Raw genomic sequence first — 16,239 nt, 5'->3', positions numbered from 1 at the left:
GGGTCAACCCCTCCTGCCGTTATGGTTTACTGCTGCGGTGGAAACGGCGTCGTCGGACCAGACGACGAGGCGCACGCCTGCATCGCGCAACTGCGCGGCGATGGCGGGCGGCACCGGGCGATCGGTGAAAACGACGCTCGCCTCGGTGATCTGGCCGCCGCGCATGGTAGCGCCGCGGCCGAATTTGGAATGATCCAGCACCAGAAAACGCTGGCGGCAATGACGCGCCAGTTCGCTGCGCATGGTGATCTCGTCGGCGCTGAAATCCAGCAGCGTGCCGTCTTCCGCCACGCCGCCCACGCCATAGATGCCGATATCCACGGCGAAGCCGCTGAAGAAGCCATGTGCCTCGCCGGCCACCACGTCGCGGTCCAGGTTGCGCAGGCGGCCGCCGGCGATGGTGATCTCGCAGGATGGATTGCGCGACAGTGCCAGGGCGGCGTTCAGGTTGTTGGTCATCACGCGCAGGCCGGGATGATCGGTGAGCGCCAGCGCGCATTGCTCGGGCGTGGTGCCGATGCCGAAGAACAGCGATGCGCCTTCGGGCACCTCGCGTGCCACCAGCTGGGCGATGCGGCGCTTGGCCTCGATGTTCAGCACCTGACGCGCGGGATAGGCCAGGTTCTCGCCCTCGGGCGGTAATTCGACGCCGCCATGTTTCCGGCGCAGCAGGCCGCGGTCGCACAGCAGGTTCACATCGCGGCGGATGGTCTGGGGGGTGACGCCGAACTGGATCGCCAGGGCGTCGATGGCCTGGAAACCCTCGCTGCGGACAAGCTCAACGATGGCGCGCGCGCGGTCTTCCGCCAGCATCCCGGTCCCCGAAATCGTTTCCTGTCCCAATCGGCGCATCATGTTCGTATGAACATTGAAGACCGTTCTTTTCGTTGAGATGACTTTCACATGAAAGTTTCATGACGTCAAACGAACAGCATAGAGCGGTATGCTGATTAAAACTCTCTTTGAATTATCAATGATTTAGGAGGGACGGCGCAGGGCGAGACCGAGACAGACCACCCAGCCGATCACGGTCCAGCCGACGGCAAGATTGGTCAGGAAGATCTTCTGACGCCAGGGATGGGCCCGCCGCCAGGCCAGCAGGCTGGGCAGGAAATAAACGGCCGCCAGCAGCAGCAGGCCGACAAGGGTGGGAAATCCGGCGCCCATGATGGCGGCAGAGTAGCGACCGGCTGCCATCCTGCCTACGGTCCGGGCCGTCTCAAAACCGGGTCAAACCATTGGCGGCAGGGCGGATTTGGCTATAGTCCGGGGCAGTCGTTTTTCGCGTCAGGCAGGGGATCGCGTCATGTCGCTGCGCAACAAGCTCGTCACCGTATTTGGCGGTTCTGGTTTCGTCGGCCGCTATATCGTGCAGAAGCTGGCCCAGCAGGGCGCCCGCGTGCGCGTCGCCATCCGTCGCCCCGACGAGGGCCTGTTCCTCAAGCCCATGGGCGGCGTCGGCCAGATCGACATCGTGCAGGCCAATATCCGCATGCCCATGTCGGTGCAGCAGGCCGTGAAGGGCGCTGACATCGTGATCAACTGCGTCGGCATCCTGTATCAGAGCGGCGCGCAGAAATTCGCCGCCGTGCAGGCGCGCGGCGCCGAAGTGATCGCGCTGTGCTCTCGGGAAGCCGGCGTGCAGCAGATGCTGCATATCTCGGCCATCGGCGCCGATGCCGAAAGCGGCTCGGCCTATGCGCGCAGCAAGGCCCAGGGCGAGGCCGGCATCCGCCGCCACATGCCGCAGGCGATCATCCTGCGCCCCAGCATCGTGTTCGGCCCGGAAGACGATTTCTTCAACCGCTTCGCAGCCCTGGCCAGTATCTCGCCGGCCCTGCCGCTGGTCGATGGCGGCCATACGAAGATGCAGCCGGTTTATGTCGGCGACGTGGCCGAGGCCGCGATCCGCGCTCTGTCCGATCCAAAGGCCGCCGGCCAGACTTTCGAGCTTGGCGGCCCGAAGGTGTACAGTTTCCGCGAGCTGCTGGAGCTTACCCTCGCCACCATCCACAAGAAGCGCCTGCTGCTGCCCGTGCCGGGCGCGCTGCTGAAACCCGCCGCCTTCTTCATGGAGCTGCAGCCGATCTTCGCGCCGCCGATCACGCGTGACCAGATCGAACTGCTGAAAGCCGATAACGTGGTGGCGGCGAATGCCAGGGGCCTGAAGGATCTGGGGATCGATGTGCCAGTGCCGGTGGAAGGCACCATCGAGTCGTATCTCTTCCGCTTCCGCCGTGGCGGCGGCAAGTTCGAGCCGCGCTTCAGCTGATCGCGGCGGCAAAACCAGAACAGGCCGGGCGCCATGCGCCCGGCCTTTTTCATGTCTGAAGCATTTAGCTACTGACCCTGGCCGAGCGAGAAACCCGGCACGCCATCGAAAGTATAGAGATGCTCGGTCTTGATGAAATCGAGCCCCTGCAGCGTCAGCTGGCGCAGCAGTTCCACCACCATGGCCCTGTTGAACTGCTTGCCTTCCCTTGCCATGAAGCGGCAGCGCCAGTGATCGGTGCAGAAGGTTTCCGGCAGGCCATTGGGCCAGACCTTGATGCCGCGGTTGGTGATCATCGCAAGTTCGAACAAGCCGTTCTCGGCGCTCTTCAATGCGGCAGCCAAATCTGAGGCTGATGCCTCGGCGTGGATGAAGACATCGATTCCGACCAGGTCTTTATTGGCTTTTTTGCGTTTTTGCGCCGGCCAGACAGCGACCGGCGGCGCATCGGTAGCATAGGAAACGGGCGCCAGTATCTTCGGCATCTGCCCCAGCCGGGCGATCACTGCCTCGGCGAAGGCGGCGGTGCCGACCTTCTGCGCGGAATGGCCGGGGCGGAAGATGTCTGCGGTATGAATGCCCGCCTCGATGGTTGCCAGCCAGGCATTATGAACCTTTTCCGCAACCTCGTGCTGGCCGATATGCACCAGCATCATCACGCCGGCCAGCAGAAGCCCTGAAGGATTGGCGATATCTTGCCCGGCGATGTCGGGCGCCGAGCCATGGATCGCCTCGAACATCGCGCAATGCTCGCCGATATTGGCCGATGGCGCCAGGCCCACCGACCCGGTGATCTGCGCCGCCACGTCGCTCAGGATGTCGCCATACAGGTTCGGCATCACGATGACGTCGAAGAGATGTGGCGTGTCGGCCAGCCGCGCCGCGCCGATATCCACGATCATGTGATCACTCGCGATGTCGGGATAATCGGCGGCAACCTCGTTGAACACCTGATGGAACAGGCCATCGGTCAGCTTCATGATGTTGTCCTTGGTGAAGCAGGTGACCTTTTTGCGGCCATGCGCCCGGGCATAGTCGAAGGCGTAGCGCACGATCCGTTCGCAGCCCGGCCGCGAGATCAGCTTCAGGCACTGGTAGACCTCGTCGGTCTGCCGGTGTTCGATGCCGGCATAAAGATCCTCCTCGTTCTCGCGCACGATCACCACGTCCATGTCCGGATGCCGCGTGGCGATCGCCGGGGCATGGGCGACACAGGGCCGCACGTTGGCGAGCAGGCCGAGCGCCTTGCGCACCGTCACGTTCAGGCTCTTGTAGCCGCCGCCCTGCGGCGTCGTAACCGGGCCCTTGTAGAAGACGCGGCTGCGCCGCAGGCTGTCCCAGGCGTTGGCGGGAATGCCCGAAGTCTCGCCGGCCAGATACACCGCCTTGCCGATCTCGATCGGCTCCAGCGCGATGTTGGCGCCGGCGGCCAGCAGCACTTTCAGGCTGGCCTGCATGATCTCCGGCCCGATCCCGTCGCCGGGGGCGACCGTGATGGGAACGGGAACGGGACTGGCCTGGGCCAGTATCTGGTTCGGCTGTTTCAGCTGGATGGTCATGGCATCGCTCCTGGGGTTATGACGGCGGATCTGACGGAGCGGCACCCTACCGGGGCACATATCATTGTTGAAATTGATAATAAAAAGATCAAATATTGAGAAACTCAATGATATGAGTCGCCGGATGACCCTGCCGTCGCATATTGATCCCGACCTGCTGCGCGCCTTTGTGGCGGTGGTCGAATGCGGCGGCTTTTCGCAGGCCGCCGAACGGCTGCTGCGGGGCCAGTCGGCCGTGTCGCTGCAGATCAAGCGCCTGGAGGAGCGGCTGGGCGTGCGCCTGCTTGATCGCAATCCGCGCCGGGTGGTGCTGACCAGCGAGGGCGAACTGATCCTCGACCACGCGCGCCGGATTCTCAGCCTCAATGACGAACTGCTCGCCCGCCTGCGCGAGCCCGAACTCTCCGGCCTGGTGCGGCTCGGCGCGCCGGAGGATTTTGCCACCAGCCATCTGCCCAATGTGCTCGCACGTTTTTCCCGCAGCCATCCGAGGGTGGCGCTGGAGGTCACCTGTGAATTGACGCTGGAGCTGCTCGAGCGCTTTCATGCCGGCGGCCTCGATCTGGCGCTGGTGAAACGCGAGCCGATGGGGCATCTCGGCGGCGTGCGGGTCTGGCGCGAACCGCTGGTGTGGGTCGCGGCCAGCCGCGCGGTGGCCGAAACCGCCGATCCGCTTCCGCTTGTTGTCTCTCCTCGTCCCTGTGTGTACCGCAAGCGCGCCACCGACGCCCTCGATTCAGAGGGCCGTTCCTGGCGCATCGCCTATACCTGCGGTTCGCTGACCGGCAATCACGCCGCCGTACGCGCGGGCCTCGGTCTCACCGTGCTGCCCAAGGCCATGGTGCCAACCGACCTGACAGTGCTCAACGACGAGATGCTCGGACTGCCGGTGCTGGCCGATACCGAAATCGCGCTAATCGCCGCGCCACAGCTTTCCGCGCCGGCTGAGCGGTTGCGTGACTATATCGTCCGAGAACTGGAGCACGGCACGCAGTAAGCCATGATCATCCGGCCTGCAGCAGTGCATCGCGCCAGCGCCGGCCGCCGGCGATCTGCCGGCCATCATCGAGCGTCACGGTGAAATCGCCGCTGTCATTGCTGACGATGCCGCGCACGCGGTGGCGGTTCACCAGCCGCGAGCGATGGATGCGCACGAAGCCGTGATCCGCCAGTTGTTCTTCCAGCGCCGCGAGCGTTTGCCGTTGCAGCCAGCTGCGGTCGGCCAGTTGCAGCTCGACATAATTGCCGGCTGCTTCTATCCACAGGATATCGGCCGGATCGAGCCAGACGCGGCGCGCGCCATCGCGGATTTCCAGTCGCCGGACTGCCTGCTGGCCTGCCTGCGCCGCCTGTTCGACAATCGTCGCCGGTTTGCGCAGGGCCGCCGCCAGCAGCCAGGCGCCGACGGCCATGGCGATATAGGCCAGCGCATCCTTGCGGCCTTCATAGATCAGGCCGGTCACCAGCGGGTCTTCGCCCAGGTCGTATGAGCCGCCGAACAGCGGATAGAGCGCCAGCCGCAGCAGAGTCATGCCGCCGATATGCGCCGCGCCGAAGGCGATCATGCCGGCGCCGTGGCCCAACAACGCGCGCGGCCAGCCGATCCGGCGCGGGTCCAGCCGCGCCGTCCAGGCAAATACCAGCGGCGTGACGGCAAAGACGATCACGATGCTGGTCAATTCGTTGGTGACGATATGCCCCAGCGGGATATCGAGCCCGACGCGACCGGCCTCGATCCAGTAGGACGAACCGACCAGGGCCGCCACGGCGAGCAGGATGCCGGCATAGGCGATCCACATCCATAGCGGAAAGCGGAAAGCGCGGATTTCCGACATTGCAGTTCTGTCGCCGTTCGTCACGCCATTCATCCCGGGTGGCCCGCCATTCGTCACCGGCGCGGTCATGGCATTCCGCGGTTCGTGTCGGCCAGCCGTCCATTCGTCCCGTCGGCATTTGCGCGGCAGGGACCGTGTGACACACCGGTCGGCACTGCAATGTCGCTGGAGTTGTTGATGACCATGTCCTCGGGCCGGGAAATCGCATCGTTACAAACGCGCCGCTACGACCTCGACTGGCTACGCATCGGCGCCTTCGGGCTGTTGATCCTTTATCACATCGGCATGTTTTTCGTCTCGTGGGACTGGCATGTGAAAAGTGCCCATGCCGGCCCAGGAGATCCACTTGGCCTGCAGCCGTTGATGCTGCTGACCAGTCCATGGCGGCTGGCGCTGCTGTTCCTGATCGCCGGCTGCGCCACACGCTTCATGGCCGACCGGCTGGATCGGGCCACGATGCTGAAAAGCCGCAGTCAGCGCCTGCTGCTGCCGCTGGTTTTCGGCATGCTGGTGATCGTGCCGCCGCAGACCTATTACGAGATCGTCGAAAAACTGGGCTTCCAAGACGGCTGGCTGGCCTTTTACGTGAACTATATCGCCTTTCACGATGGCTGGCGGCCGGGTGGCAGGCCGCTGATCGTGCCCACCTGGAATCACCTCTGGTTCGTCGCCTATCTGTGGGTCTACAGCATGATGGTGATTCTGCTGCGGCCGATGCTGCTGTCGACACCGGTGCGCCGCATCGCTGGCTGGCTGGCCGATCGGCTCAATGGCACAGCACTCCTGCTTGCCCCGCCGCTGCTCATCACGGCAATTCGCCTCTGGCTGCGGCCGCTGTTTGGTGAAACCCATGCGCTGGTCGACGACTGGTACCTGCATGCCGTCTATCTGCCGCTGTTCCTGTTCGGCTATGGCATCGCCAAGGCCGACGCGGTCTGGTCAGCCATCGAACGGTTGCGCTGGGTCGCCTTGGGCATGGCTATGCTCTGCTATGGCGGGCTGGTGTGGTTCATGCTGGAAGGCAATCCAGCCCTCACGCCCTGGCGCAGCCTGCTCTGGGCTTTCGACCTCTGGGCCTGGATCCTCATGCTGCTGGGATTCGCGCGGCGGCTGCTGGCTTTCGACCACCCCGCCCGGGGTTATCTGACCCAGGCCGTCTTCCCCTTTTACATCCTGCACCAGACGGTGATCGTGGTGGCCGGCCATCATCTGACCGGGCTCGCCCTGCCAGCCTGGGCGGAGGGGATGATCCTGGTGCCGGTCACGCTATTGGCCTGCTGGCTGGGATACGAAGTGATCCGGCGGATCGGCTGGCTCAGGCCGTGGTTCGGCCTGGCGAATGGACCTACTCTCGTACCTTCCTTTAATATCAATATTTTATACAGAAGTTAGTATCATTTCGGACCTTTCTTCGAGTCCCGGATGACCTGAGAGCCATTCGCAGGCCTATAAAACCGGGGCTGTCTCCAGAAAAAGGTCAACAAACATGACCTATCGTCCATTTTTTGCTTGATTGCGGCGACAGCAGGCAATAAATGTTGCCCTCCGCCCCAGCGATTGGTTCTTTGCGTCTTCAGTCATTGCGCCTGCCGCCCGGGGTGTCCCTGTTCCCTGTGTCCCGTCCCCGGGAAGCTTTGAGTCGAGGAAGCGCCATGGCCGAGAAGATGCTGAAATTCGTGCAGACCGCCCAGGCCATGCCGGAAAAGCGCATGGCGGCGGACCGCGCCAAGGATTTCGACGAGATCTATCGGGAATTCGCCGCCCAGAAGGCGGGCGAACAGGCCTCGCGCTGCTCGCAATGCGGCGTGCCGTTCTGTCAGGTGCATTGCCCGCTGCACAACAATATCCCCGACTGGCTGCGCATGACGGCCGAAGGCCGGCTGGAAGAAGCCTATGAGCTGAGCCAGGCCACCAACACCTTCCCCGAAGTCTGCGGCCGCATCTGCCCGCAGGATCGCCTGTGCGAAGGCAACTGCGTGATCGAGCAGTCGGGCCATGGCACCGTCACCATCGGCGCCATCGAGAAATACATCACCGAAACCGCCTGGGCCTCGGGCTGGGTGAAGGCGCCCAAGCCGGTGCATGCCGAACGCCCTCAGAGCATCGGCATCGTTGGCGCCGGTCCGGCCGGACTGGCTGCCGCCGACAAGCTGCGCCGGCTGGGTTATGCCGTGCATGTCTACGACCGGTATGACCGCCCCGGCGGCCTTCTGATCTACGGCATCCCGAATTTCAAGCTGGAGAAGGATGTCGTCGAGCGCCGCAGCAAGCTGCTGGCCGAGGCCGGAGTGCAGTTCCACATGAATTTCGAGGTCGGCCGCGACGCCACGCTGGACGAGTTGCGCAAGAGGCACGATGCCGTGCTGATCGCCACCGGCGTCTACAAGGCTCGCGACATTCAGGCGCCGGGTTCGGGTCTAAGCAACATCGTGCCGGCGATGACCTATCTGACGGCCAGCAACAAGCATGGCCTGGGCGACAAGGTGCCGGAGTTTGAGAACGGCCAGCTCAACGCCAAGGGCAAGAAAGTCGTCGTGATCGGCGGTGGCGATACCGCGATGGATTGTGTGCGCACCGCGATCCGCCAGGGCGCGACCGCCGTGCATTGCCTCTATCGCCGTGACAAGGCCAACATGCCGGGCTCGATGCGCGAAGTGAAGAACGCCGAGGAAGAAGGCGTCGAATTCGTCTGGCTGTCGCTGCCCAAGAGCTTCCGCGGCGAGGGCAAGGTCACCGCCGTGCATGCCGGCCGCATGAAGCTCGGCCCCGCCGATGCCTCGGGCCGCCAGATGCCGGTGGAGATCGAAGGCGCCGATTTCGATCAGCCCGCCGATCTGGTGATCAAGGCGCTGGGTTTCGATCCGGAAGAATTGCCGCAGCATTTCAAGGCGCCGCATCTGGAAACCACCCGCTGGGGTACCGTGAAGATTTCGGCCCGCAGCAAGATGACGTCGATGCCCGGCGTGTTTGCCGCTGGCGACATCGTGCGCGGCGCCAGCCTCGTGGTCTGGGCGATCCGCGACGGCCGCGATGCGGCCGCGGCCATTCACCAGTATATCCAGGCCAAGGCGCAGCCCGCCGCGCAGGCCGCAGAGTAAGGAGTGCCCTGACATGACCGACATGATGAAGCAGAATTACGTCGAGCAGTGGCAGGATACCGCCAAGCACCTGGCCGAGACCGGCATGTACCGGCCGGAGGAAGAGCATGACGCCTGCGGCGTCGGCCTGATCGCATCCCTGGATGGCGCGCCGCATCGCCGCGTGGTGGCGGCCGGCATCCAGGCGCTGAAGGCCTTGTGGCATCGCGGCGCGGTGGACGCCGACGGCAAGACCGGCGACGGCGCCGGCATCCATGTGCAGATCCCGCAGGATTTCTTCCGCGAGCATGTGCGCCGCTCGGGCTTCGAGCCGGGCGAGGGCAAGCTGGGCCTTGGCATGGTGTTCCTGCCCAAGACCGATCTGGCCGCACAGGAAACCTGCCGCACCATCGTCGAGACGGCGATCCTCGACTTTGGCTATGGCATCTATGGCTGGCGCCAGGTGCCGGTGGACGCCACCATCATTGGCGAAAAGGCCAATGCCACGCGGCCCGAGATCGAACAGGTGCTGATCGAGAACCGCCTGGCCAAGGACGACAACGCCTTCGAGCGCGACCTGTTCCTGATCCGTCGCCGCATCGAGAAGCAGGTGCTGGCCGCCCATATCAGCGAGTTCTACATCTGCTCGCTCTCCTGCCGCAGCGTGATCTACAAGGGCATGTTCCTGGCCGAGCAGATCGATTATTTCTATCCCGATCTGCAGGACGAACGCTTCGTCAGCACCTTTGCCATCTATCACCAGCGCTATTCCACCAACACCTTCCCCACCTGGCGGCTGGCGCAGCCTTTCCGCATGCTCGCCCATAACGGCGAGATCAACACGCTGCGCGGCAACGTCAACTGGATGAAGAGCCACGAGATCAAGATGGCCTCCGAGGCTTTCGGTGATCTGTCCGACGACATCAAGCCGATCGTGCAGTCGGGCTCGTCCGACTCCGCCGCGCTGGATGCGGTGTTCGAGGTGCTGGTGCGCGCCGGCCGCGTCGCGCCGATGGTCAAGACGCTTCTGATTCCTGAATCGGCCTCCAACAAGCCGCTGATGCCGCAATCGCACCGCGACCTCTATGCCTATTGCAACTCGATCATGGAGCCCTGGGACGGCCCGGCGGCGATCTGCGCCACCGACGGCCGCTGGGCCATCGCCGGCCTGGACCGCAACGGCCTGCGCCCGGTGCGCTATACCATGACCACCGACAACCTGCTGATCGTCGGCTCCGAGACCGGTATGGTCACGGTGCCCGAGCACAAGGTGCTGAAGAAGGGCCGTGTTGGCCCCGGCGAGATGATCGCGGTGGACCTGAAGAAGGGCCGTATGTATCTCGACCGCGAGATCAAGGACAAGCTGGCCGCCGAGCACCCCTATGGCGAGTGGGTGAAGAACATCGTCACCCTCGACAAGATCAAGGATGCCAGCACGGTCGCCAAGACCTTCTCCAAGGACGAGCTGCGTCGGTCCCAGCTCAATTTCGGCCTTACGCTGGAAGACATGGAGCTGATCCTGCATCCGATGGCCGAAGATGCCAAGGAAGCGGTCGGCTCGATGGGCGACGATACGCCGATCGCGGTACTGTCGGAACAGTATCGCGGCCTGCACCATTTCTTCCGCCAGCAGTTCAGTCAGGTCACCAATCCCCCGATTGACAGCCTGCGCGAAAAGCGGGTGATGAGCCTGCGCACCCGCATGGGCAACCTGACCAACGTGCTGGACGAGGATGCCAGGCAGATCGCCATCCTGCTGCTGGAGAGCCCGGTCCTGTCCAATACCGACCTGGCCAAGGTGATCAAATACGCCGAGAAGACCACGGCGCGGATCGACTGCACCTTCCCGGTCGATGGCGGCGAGGGCGCTTTGCGCGACGCCATCAGGCGCGTGCGGGCGGAGGCCGAGAATGCCGTGCGCGGCGGCGCCGCCCATATCGTGCTGACCGACGAGGGCGTGAATGCCCAGCGCGCGGCCATGCCGATGATCCTGGCCACGGGCGCGGTGCACAGCCATCTGGTGCGCCAGGGCCTGCGCACGTTCACCTCGCTCACCGTGCGCTCGGGCGAGTGCCTCGACGTGCATTACTTCGCCGTGTTGATCGGCGTTGGCGCCACCACGGTGAACGCCTATCTGGCCGAAGCCTGCCTGGTCGACCGCGTCAATCGCGGCCTGCTCGGCAAGCTGACGGCAGACGAAGCCATCAGCCGCTTCAAGGAAGCGGTCGATGGCGGTCTGCTCAAGATCATGTCCAAGATGGGCATCTCGGTGATCAGCTCCTATCGCGGCGGCTACAATTTCGAGGCGCTCGGCCTGTCCCGCTCGCTGGTGGCCGACCTGTTTCCCGGCATGCCCTCGCGCATTTCCGGCATCGGCCTGATCGGCATCCAGAAGAAGGTGCTGGCGCTGCACGAGCGGGCCTTCCGCTCGGATGTGACGGCGCTTCCCGTGGGTGGCATCTACAAATACCGCCGCGGCGGCGAGGCCCATGCCTGGGAAGCCAACCTGATCCACATGATGCAGACGGCGGTGGGCACGGAGAACTACGCCCTGTTCAAGAAATACACCGCCGGCCTGCGCGACCTGCCGCCTATTTCGGTGCGCGACCTGCTGGAAATCAAGCCGGCCACCACTCCGCTGCCCATCGAGCAGGTGGAAAGCGTGACGGAAATCCGCAAGCGCTTCATCACACCGGGCATGTCGCTCGGCGCGCTCGGCCCCGAGGCGCATGAAACGCTGACGATTGCGATGAATCGCATCGGCGCCAAGTCGGATTCCGGCGAAGGCGGCGAAGCACCGGAGAATTTCAAGCCGCGCCCCAATGGCGACAACGCCAATTCCGCGATCAAGCAGGTGGCCTCGGGCCGCTTCGGCGTGACGGCGGAATATCTCAACAACTGCCGCGAACTGGAAATCAAGGTCGCCCAGGGCGCCAAGCCCGGCGAGGGCGGCCAGCTGCCCGGCTTCAAGGTTACCGAGCTGATCGCCAAGCGTCGCCATTCGACGCCGGGCGTGATGCTGATCTCGCCGCCGCCGCATCACGATATCTATTCGATCGAGGATCTGGCGCAGCTCATCTACGATCTCAAGCAGATCAATCCCGATGCGCAAGTGTGCGTGAAGCTGGTGTCGGAAGCCGGCATCGGCACGATCGCGGCCGGCGTCGCCAAGGCCAAGGCCGACGTGATTCTGGTCTCGGGCCATGTCGGCGGCACCGGTGCCAGCCCGCAAACGTCGGTGAAGTATGCCGGCACGCCGTGGGAAATGGGCCTGAGCGAAGTCAACCAGGTTCTGACGCTGAACAAGCTGCGGCATCGCGTGAAGCTGCGCACCGATGGCGGGCTGAAGTCGGGCCGCGACATCGTCATCGCCGCCATGCTGGGCGCCGAGGAATACGGCATCGGCACGGCGGCCCTGGTGGCGATGGGCTGCATCATGGTGCGCCAGTGCCACTCGAATACCTGCCCGGTCGGCATCTGCACGCAGAATGACGCCCTGCGCAAGAAGTTCACCGGCACGCCGGAGAAAGTCGTCAACCTGTTCAGCTTCATCGCCGAGGAGGTGCGCGAAATCCTCGCCGCCTTGGGCGTGAAGTCGCTGAACGAGATCATCGGCCGCACCGACCTGCTCACCCAGGTCAGCCGCGGCGGCGCGCATCTCGACGACCTTGACCTCAACCCGATCCTGGCCCAGGCCGATACCGGCGACCATGCGCGCCATTGCACCCTGGAAGGCCGCAACGAGGTGCCCGACACGCTGGATGCCCAGATGCTGGGCGATGCCGCGCCGGTGTTCAGCCATGGCGAGAAGATGCAGCTCGCCTACAATATCCGGAACACCCATCGCGCCATCGGCACGCGGCTGTCGTCGCATCTGGTGCGCAAGTTCGGCATGACGGGGCTCAAGCCCGGCCATATCACCGTGCGCCTCACCGGTTCGGCCGGCCAGTCGCTCGGCGCCTTTGCCGTGCAGGGTCTCAAGCTGGAAGTCTTCGGCGATGCCAACGACTATGTCGGCAAGGGTCTGTCGGGCGGCATGATCGTGGTGCGGCCTTCGCCGTCTTCGCCGCTGGTGGCCAAGACCAACGAAAACACCATCATCGGCAACACGGTGCTCTACGGCGCCACCGGTGGCAAGCTGTTCGCCGCGGGTCAGGCCGGCGAGCGTTTCGCCGTGCGCAACTCGGGCGCGGTCGCGGTGATCGAGGGCTGCGGCTCAAACGGCTGCGAATACATGACCGGCGGCCGCGTCGCTATCCTGGGCAGCGTGGGCGATAACTTCGCCGCCGGCATGACCGGCGGCATGGCCTTCGTCTACGATCCCGAGGATATGCTGCCGATCGCCATCAACGACGAGAGCGTTGTCTATCAGCGGCTCGCCTCCAGTTACTGGGAAGGTGTGCTGCGCGGCATGATCGACGAGCATATCCGCGAGACCCAGTCGGTCTATGCCTCCAACCTGTTCGCCGACTGGGATGCGGTGAAGGCCAGGATCTGGCAGGTCTGCCCGAAGGAAATGGTGTCGCGGCTGGAGCATCCGCTGTCGGATGCGCCGGCGGCCAGCGTAGAAAAGCGCGCGTAAGCCATACAGGCTTCTGGTTCCGGCCTGCCCCAATCGGCCGGGTTCCAGGGAAGCGGAAACGCCGCCAGATAAAATCTGGCGGCGTTTTTGTTTCATAAACCAGTCCGGCCTATCTTCGGGCCATGCGCCTGTTCAGCCTTGTCATGCTCGGTTGTCTGCTAACCTCGCCCGCCTTCGCCTTCTGCGTGGTGAACGAGACCGGTGGTAACATCGTGATCCAGGCCGGCGGCCCGCCGATGCCGATCTATGTGAAAGAGATCAAACCGGGCCAGCGCGATTGCTACATCCCGCGCAAGCCCGATGGCATCGTGGTGGAAATCTACGATGCCGCCGCACGTCGCATGCGCTGCCGCCAGTCGGTGGCGCCGAAAACAGCCACCATCACCGTAGGCCAGACCTGCAAGGTAAACCCGGGTTGATCCGGAGTTTTGGTAGCACGCCTCAGGTCACGATGCCGTACAGCACCATGGCCATACCGGCCAACCCGCCGGCATAGGCCAGTGTGCGCAGCCACGGCACGCCGATGGTGTAGACCACGGCATGCGCCACGCGGCTGTAGAAAAACACCTGGGCGCCCAGCGCGGTCCAGGCATCGGCCTTGTTCGTCACCGCCGCCGCCAGCACCAGGACGGCGAAAGGCACCAGGTTTTCCACCATGTTGAGATGGGCGCGATGGGCGCGGCCGATCCAGCCATGGCCGGGCGGAAAGTCTTCGCGGTTGCCGGCCACCACGAACAGGCCGCGGCTGAAAATGAAGCCGAGCGTATAGGGGAAAGCCAGCAGCAGGCAGAGCACGGCGCTGGCGATCAGCATGGTCAAGTCGGTTGTCATGGCAGGCTCCGATTCCTATCGCGTTGCCTGCCATGATCTCGCAAAAGTGCCGGCTTGGCTAGGCGGTGCGGAAGAATCCGACCAGTTTCGACAATTCACGCGCCTGGGCTGACAGCGATTGCGCGGAGGCCGAGGTCTGTTCCACCAGTGCGCCATTGCGCTGGGTCATCTCGTCCATGTTGCCGACGGCGACGTTCACCTCTTCCAGGCCGGTGGCCTGTTCGCGCGAAGCGGCGGCGATCTCGGCCACGATGTCGCTCACTTTCTTAATCGCCGTGACGATCTCGGTCAGCGAGCTGCCGGCCTGATTCACCAGGGCTGCGCCGGTCTTGACCTGAGCATTCGACTCGGTGATCAGCGCCTTGATGTCTTTCGACGCATTGGCCGAACGCTGCGCCAGTGCGCGCACTTCCTGCGCAACGACCGCAAAGCCCTTGCCGGCTTCACCAGCCCGCGCCGCCTCCACGCTGGCATTCAGCGCCAGCAGGTTGGTCTGGAAGGCGATTTCATCCATCAGCGAGACGATATCGGCGATCTTCTGCGCGCTGGTTTCGATCTGGCTGACGGCCGCGACGGCATCGTTCACTACATTGCCGCCCTTCTCTGCCGTGTCGCGCGCGGCGACGGCCAGTTGATTGGCGGCCTGGGCGTTGTCGGCATTCTGCTTCACTGTCGTCGTCACTTCATGCATGGAGGCTGCGGTTTCTTCCAGCGCGGCCGCCTGCTGCTCGGTGCGGCTGGCCAGATCCTGGCTGCCGGTCGAGATCTCGGCCGCCGCGCTGCTTTGCGCCTCGACGGCATTGGTGATGTTCTGCACCACGCCGGTCAGGGTGTCGGCCATGCTGTTCAGGTCGGATTGCAGGTTGGCGAACACGCCCTGATAGCGGCCCTGCATGCGGCTGCGCAGGTCGCCCTTGGCCAGACCGGCCACGGCGGTCTGCACATTGGCGATGGCATCGCTCAGCGTATCCAGCAGGCTGTTCATCTGCCCGCCGATCTTGGCGGTCACACCGGCCAGCGTGGATGTATCGATGCGCTGGCCCAGTTCGCCGGCCGAAGCCGCGCTCACCACCTGGCCGATGGCGCGGTCAAGGGCTGCTTCCTGTGCGACGCGGGCTTCCTCGTTGCGCTTCCGCTCGGTCTCTATCTCGCCTTGCAGGCGGTCGGCCTCAATGCCGTTTTCCTTCAGCACGCTGACGGCGCGGGCGATATCGCCAACCTCGTCGCCGCGATCCTGGCCGGCCACGTCGGCCTGCCAATCGCGCTTGGCTAGGCGTCCCAGCGTGTTTGTCAGTGCAGCCAAGGGCAGGCTGATACTGCGCACCATGACCCAGCTCAGACCCACCAGCAACAGGATGACAACAACGATGATGCTGCCATTGGTAATCAGCTGCATCCGGAAAATCGCATCGACGTCGTCGATATAGATGCCGGTGCCGACGACCCAGCCCCAGGGTGCGAAGCCCTTCACGTAGGAAATCTTCGGCACGGGTTTGTCGAGACCAGGCTTGGGCCAGAGGTAATCGACATAACCGGCGCCGTCCTTCTTCACCACATTGACGAATTCAACAAACAGCCGCTTGCCGTTCGGGTCCTTGTTTTCGCTCAGATCCTTGCCGACCAGCTGTTTGGAGAAGGGATGCATCACCATCACCGGGCCCATATCGTTGACCCAGAAATATTCCTTCTCGTCGTAGCGCAGGGCCTCAAGATCGGCGAGGGCGAGTCGTTTGGCATCGGCCTCGTTCAGTTCGCCGGCCTGGGCGCGGCCGTGGTAACGCAGGATCACGCCATGCGCCACCTCGACAAGGTTGCGCGTCTTCATCATGCGGTCTTCCAGCAGGACGGTGTGGAGCCGGTTCAGACCCAGGGCGCCTACCAGCAGCAGGCCGATCACACTGATGCCAAGGATGATCCAGAAGCGGGGCGCCAGGCGCAAATTCTTCATGTCGCTACCCCCTCCTTCAGGGGATATGGCTGAAAAGGTCTGAAATTTTCAGGAACGGGGGTAACGGGATGTGTTTTAGGACACCCTCACCAGCTGCATCAGTTATTTTCCGGTAACTGATGGTAGAAACACAAA

At 63.9% G+C, this 16,239-nt stretch carries 12 protein-coding genes; 6 read left to right on the top strand and 6 right to left on the bottom strand.

All coding sequences use genetic code 11. The features are described from left to right. Nucleotides 1–3 precede the first annotated feature (3 nt). Both ACE3OO_RS07965 and ACE3OO_RS07960 read right to left on the bottom strand, forming a co-directional pair. Nucleotides 4–813, bottom strand: coding sequence for a DeoR/GlpR family DNA-binding transcription regulator (locus tag ACE3OO_RS07965; RefSeq protein WP_374301555.1), 810 nt, complete (start codon nt 811–813; stop codon nt 4–6). 165 nt (nt 814–978) lie between these two features. After that, nucleotides 979–1,197 (bottom strand): superinfection immunity protein, encoded by a 219-nt coding sequence (locus ACE3OO_RS07960; protein ID WP_374301553.1) that lies wholly within the window; start codon nt 1,195–1,197, stop codon nt 979–981. Between the two features lie 109 nt (nt 1,198–1,306). On the opposite strand from ACE3OO_RS07960, the gene ACE3OO_RS07955 reads away from it, so the two are divergent. Next, complete coding sequence (locus tag ACE3OO_RS07955) at nt 1,307–2,272, top strand: complex I NDUFA9 subunit family protein (RefSeq protein WP_374301551.1); 966 nt, start codon at nt 1,307–1,309, stop codon at nt 2,270–2,272. Nucleotides 2,273–2,340: 68 nt separating this feature from the next. Here ACE3OO_RS07955 and ACE3OO_RS07950 read toward each other — a convergent pair whose 3' ends face one another. Further along, nucleotides 2,341–3,831 carry an NADP-dependent isocitrate dehydrogenase gene (locus ACE3OO_RS07950; RefSeq protein WP_374301549.1) on the bottom strand — a complete coding sequence of 497 codons (1,491 nt, stop codon included), beginning with the start codon at nt 3,829–3,831 and terminating at the stop codon, nt 2,341–2,343. A 124-nt stretch (nt 3,832–3,955) separates the two neighbouring features. Here ACE3OO_RS07950 and ACE3OO_RS07945 point away from each other — a divergent pair, with 124 nt between their 5' ends. Beyond that, nucleotides 3,956–4,828: a LysR substrate-binding domain-containing protein gene (locus ACE3OO_RS07945; protein ID WP_374301547.1), complete on the top strand. Its 873-nt coding sequence runs from the start codon at nt 3,956–3,958 to the stop codon at nt 4,826–4,828. 7 nt (nt 4,829–4,835) lie between these two features. On the opposite strand, the gene ACE3OO_RS07940 is transcribed toward ACE3OO_RS07945, so the two are convergent. Then, entirely contained in the window at nt 4,836–5,735 is a 900-nt protein-coding gene (locus ACE3OO_RS07940) for a LytTR family DNA-binding domain-containing protein (protein WP_374301545.1), read from the bottom strand. A gap of 108 nt (nt 5,736–5,843) precedes the next feature. Between ACE3OO_RS07940 and ACE3OO_RS07935 the strand changes: the two genes are divergently transcribed. The 4 genes from ACE3OO_RS07935 to ACE3OO_RS07920 all read left to right on the top strand — a co-directional run bounded on the left by ACE3OO_RS07935 (nt 5,844) and on the right by ACE3OO_RS07920 (nt 13,744). Further along, complete coding sequence (locus tag ACE3OO_RS07935; RefSeq protein ID WP_374301543.1) at nt 5,844–7,058, top strand: acyltransferase family protein; 1,215 nt, start codon at nt 5,844–5,846, stop codon at nt 7,056–7,058. A 260-nt stretch (nt 7,059–7,318) separates the two neighbouring features. Next, on the top strand, nt 7,319–8,764 hold the full coding sequence (locus ACE3OO_RS07930; protein WP_374301541.1) for an NAD(P)-dependent oxidoreductase: 1,446 nt from the start codon (nt 7,319–7,321) through the stop codon (nt 8,762–8,764). Nucleotides 8,765–8,777: 13 nt separating this feature from the next. Further along, nucleotides 8,778–13,325, top strand: a complete 4,548-nt coding sequence (gene gltB, locus ACE3OO_RS07925; protein ID WP_374301539.1) for a glutamate synthase large subunit — start codon at nt 8,778–8,780, stop codon at nt 13,323–13,325. A gap of 143 nt (nt 13,326–13,468) precedes the next feature. Then, the gene (locus tag ACE3OO_RS07920; protein WP_374301537.1) at nt 13,469–13,744 is read left to right on the top strand and encodes a hypothetical protein; all 276 of its coding nucleotides are present in this window, start codon (nt 13,469–13,471) and stop codon (nt 13,742–13,744) included. A gap of 22 nt (nt 13,745–13,766) precedes the next feature. Here ACE3OO_RS07920 and ACE3OO_RS07915 read toward each other — a convergent pair whose 3' ends face one another. Further along, nucleotides 13,767–14,156, bottom strand: a complete 390-nt coding sequence (locus tag ACE3OO_RS07915; RefSeq protein ID WP_374301535.1) for an MAPEG family protein — start codon at nt 14,154–14,156, stop codon at nt 13,767–13,769. A gap of 58 nt (nt 14,157–14,214) precedes the next feature. Beyond that, nucleotides 14,215–16,104 carry a methyl-accepting chemotaxis protein gene (locus ACE3OO_RS07910; protein ID WP_374301533.1) on the bottom strand — a complete coding sequence of 630 codons (1,890 nt, stop codon included), beginning with the start codon at nt 16,102–16,104 and terminating at the stop codon, nt 14,215–14,217. Nucleotides 16,105–16,239 lie beyond the last annotated feature (135 nt).

The organism is Ferrovibrio sp. (assembly GCF_041906005.1).
Taxonomy (GTDB): Bacteria; Pseudomonadota; Alphaproteobacteria; order Ferrovibrionales; family Ferrovibrionaceae; genus Ferrovibrio.
Note: the sequence above shows the minus strand (reverse complement) of the source record. Positions and strands in the feature narration are given on the sequence as shown.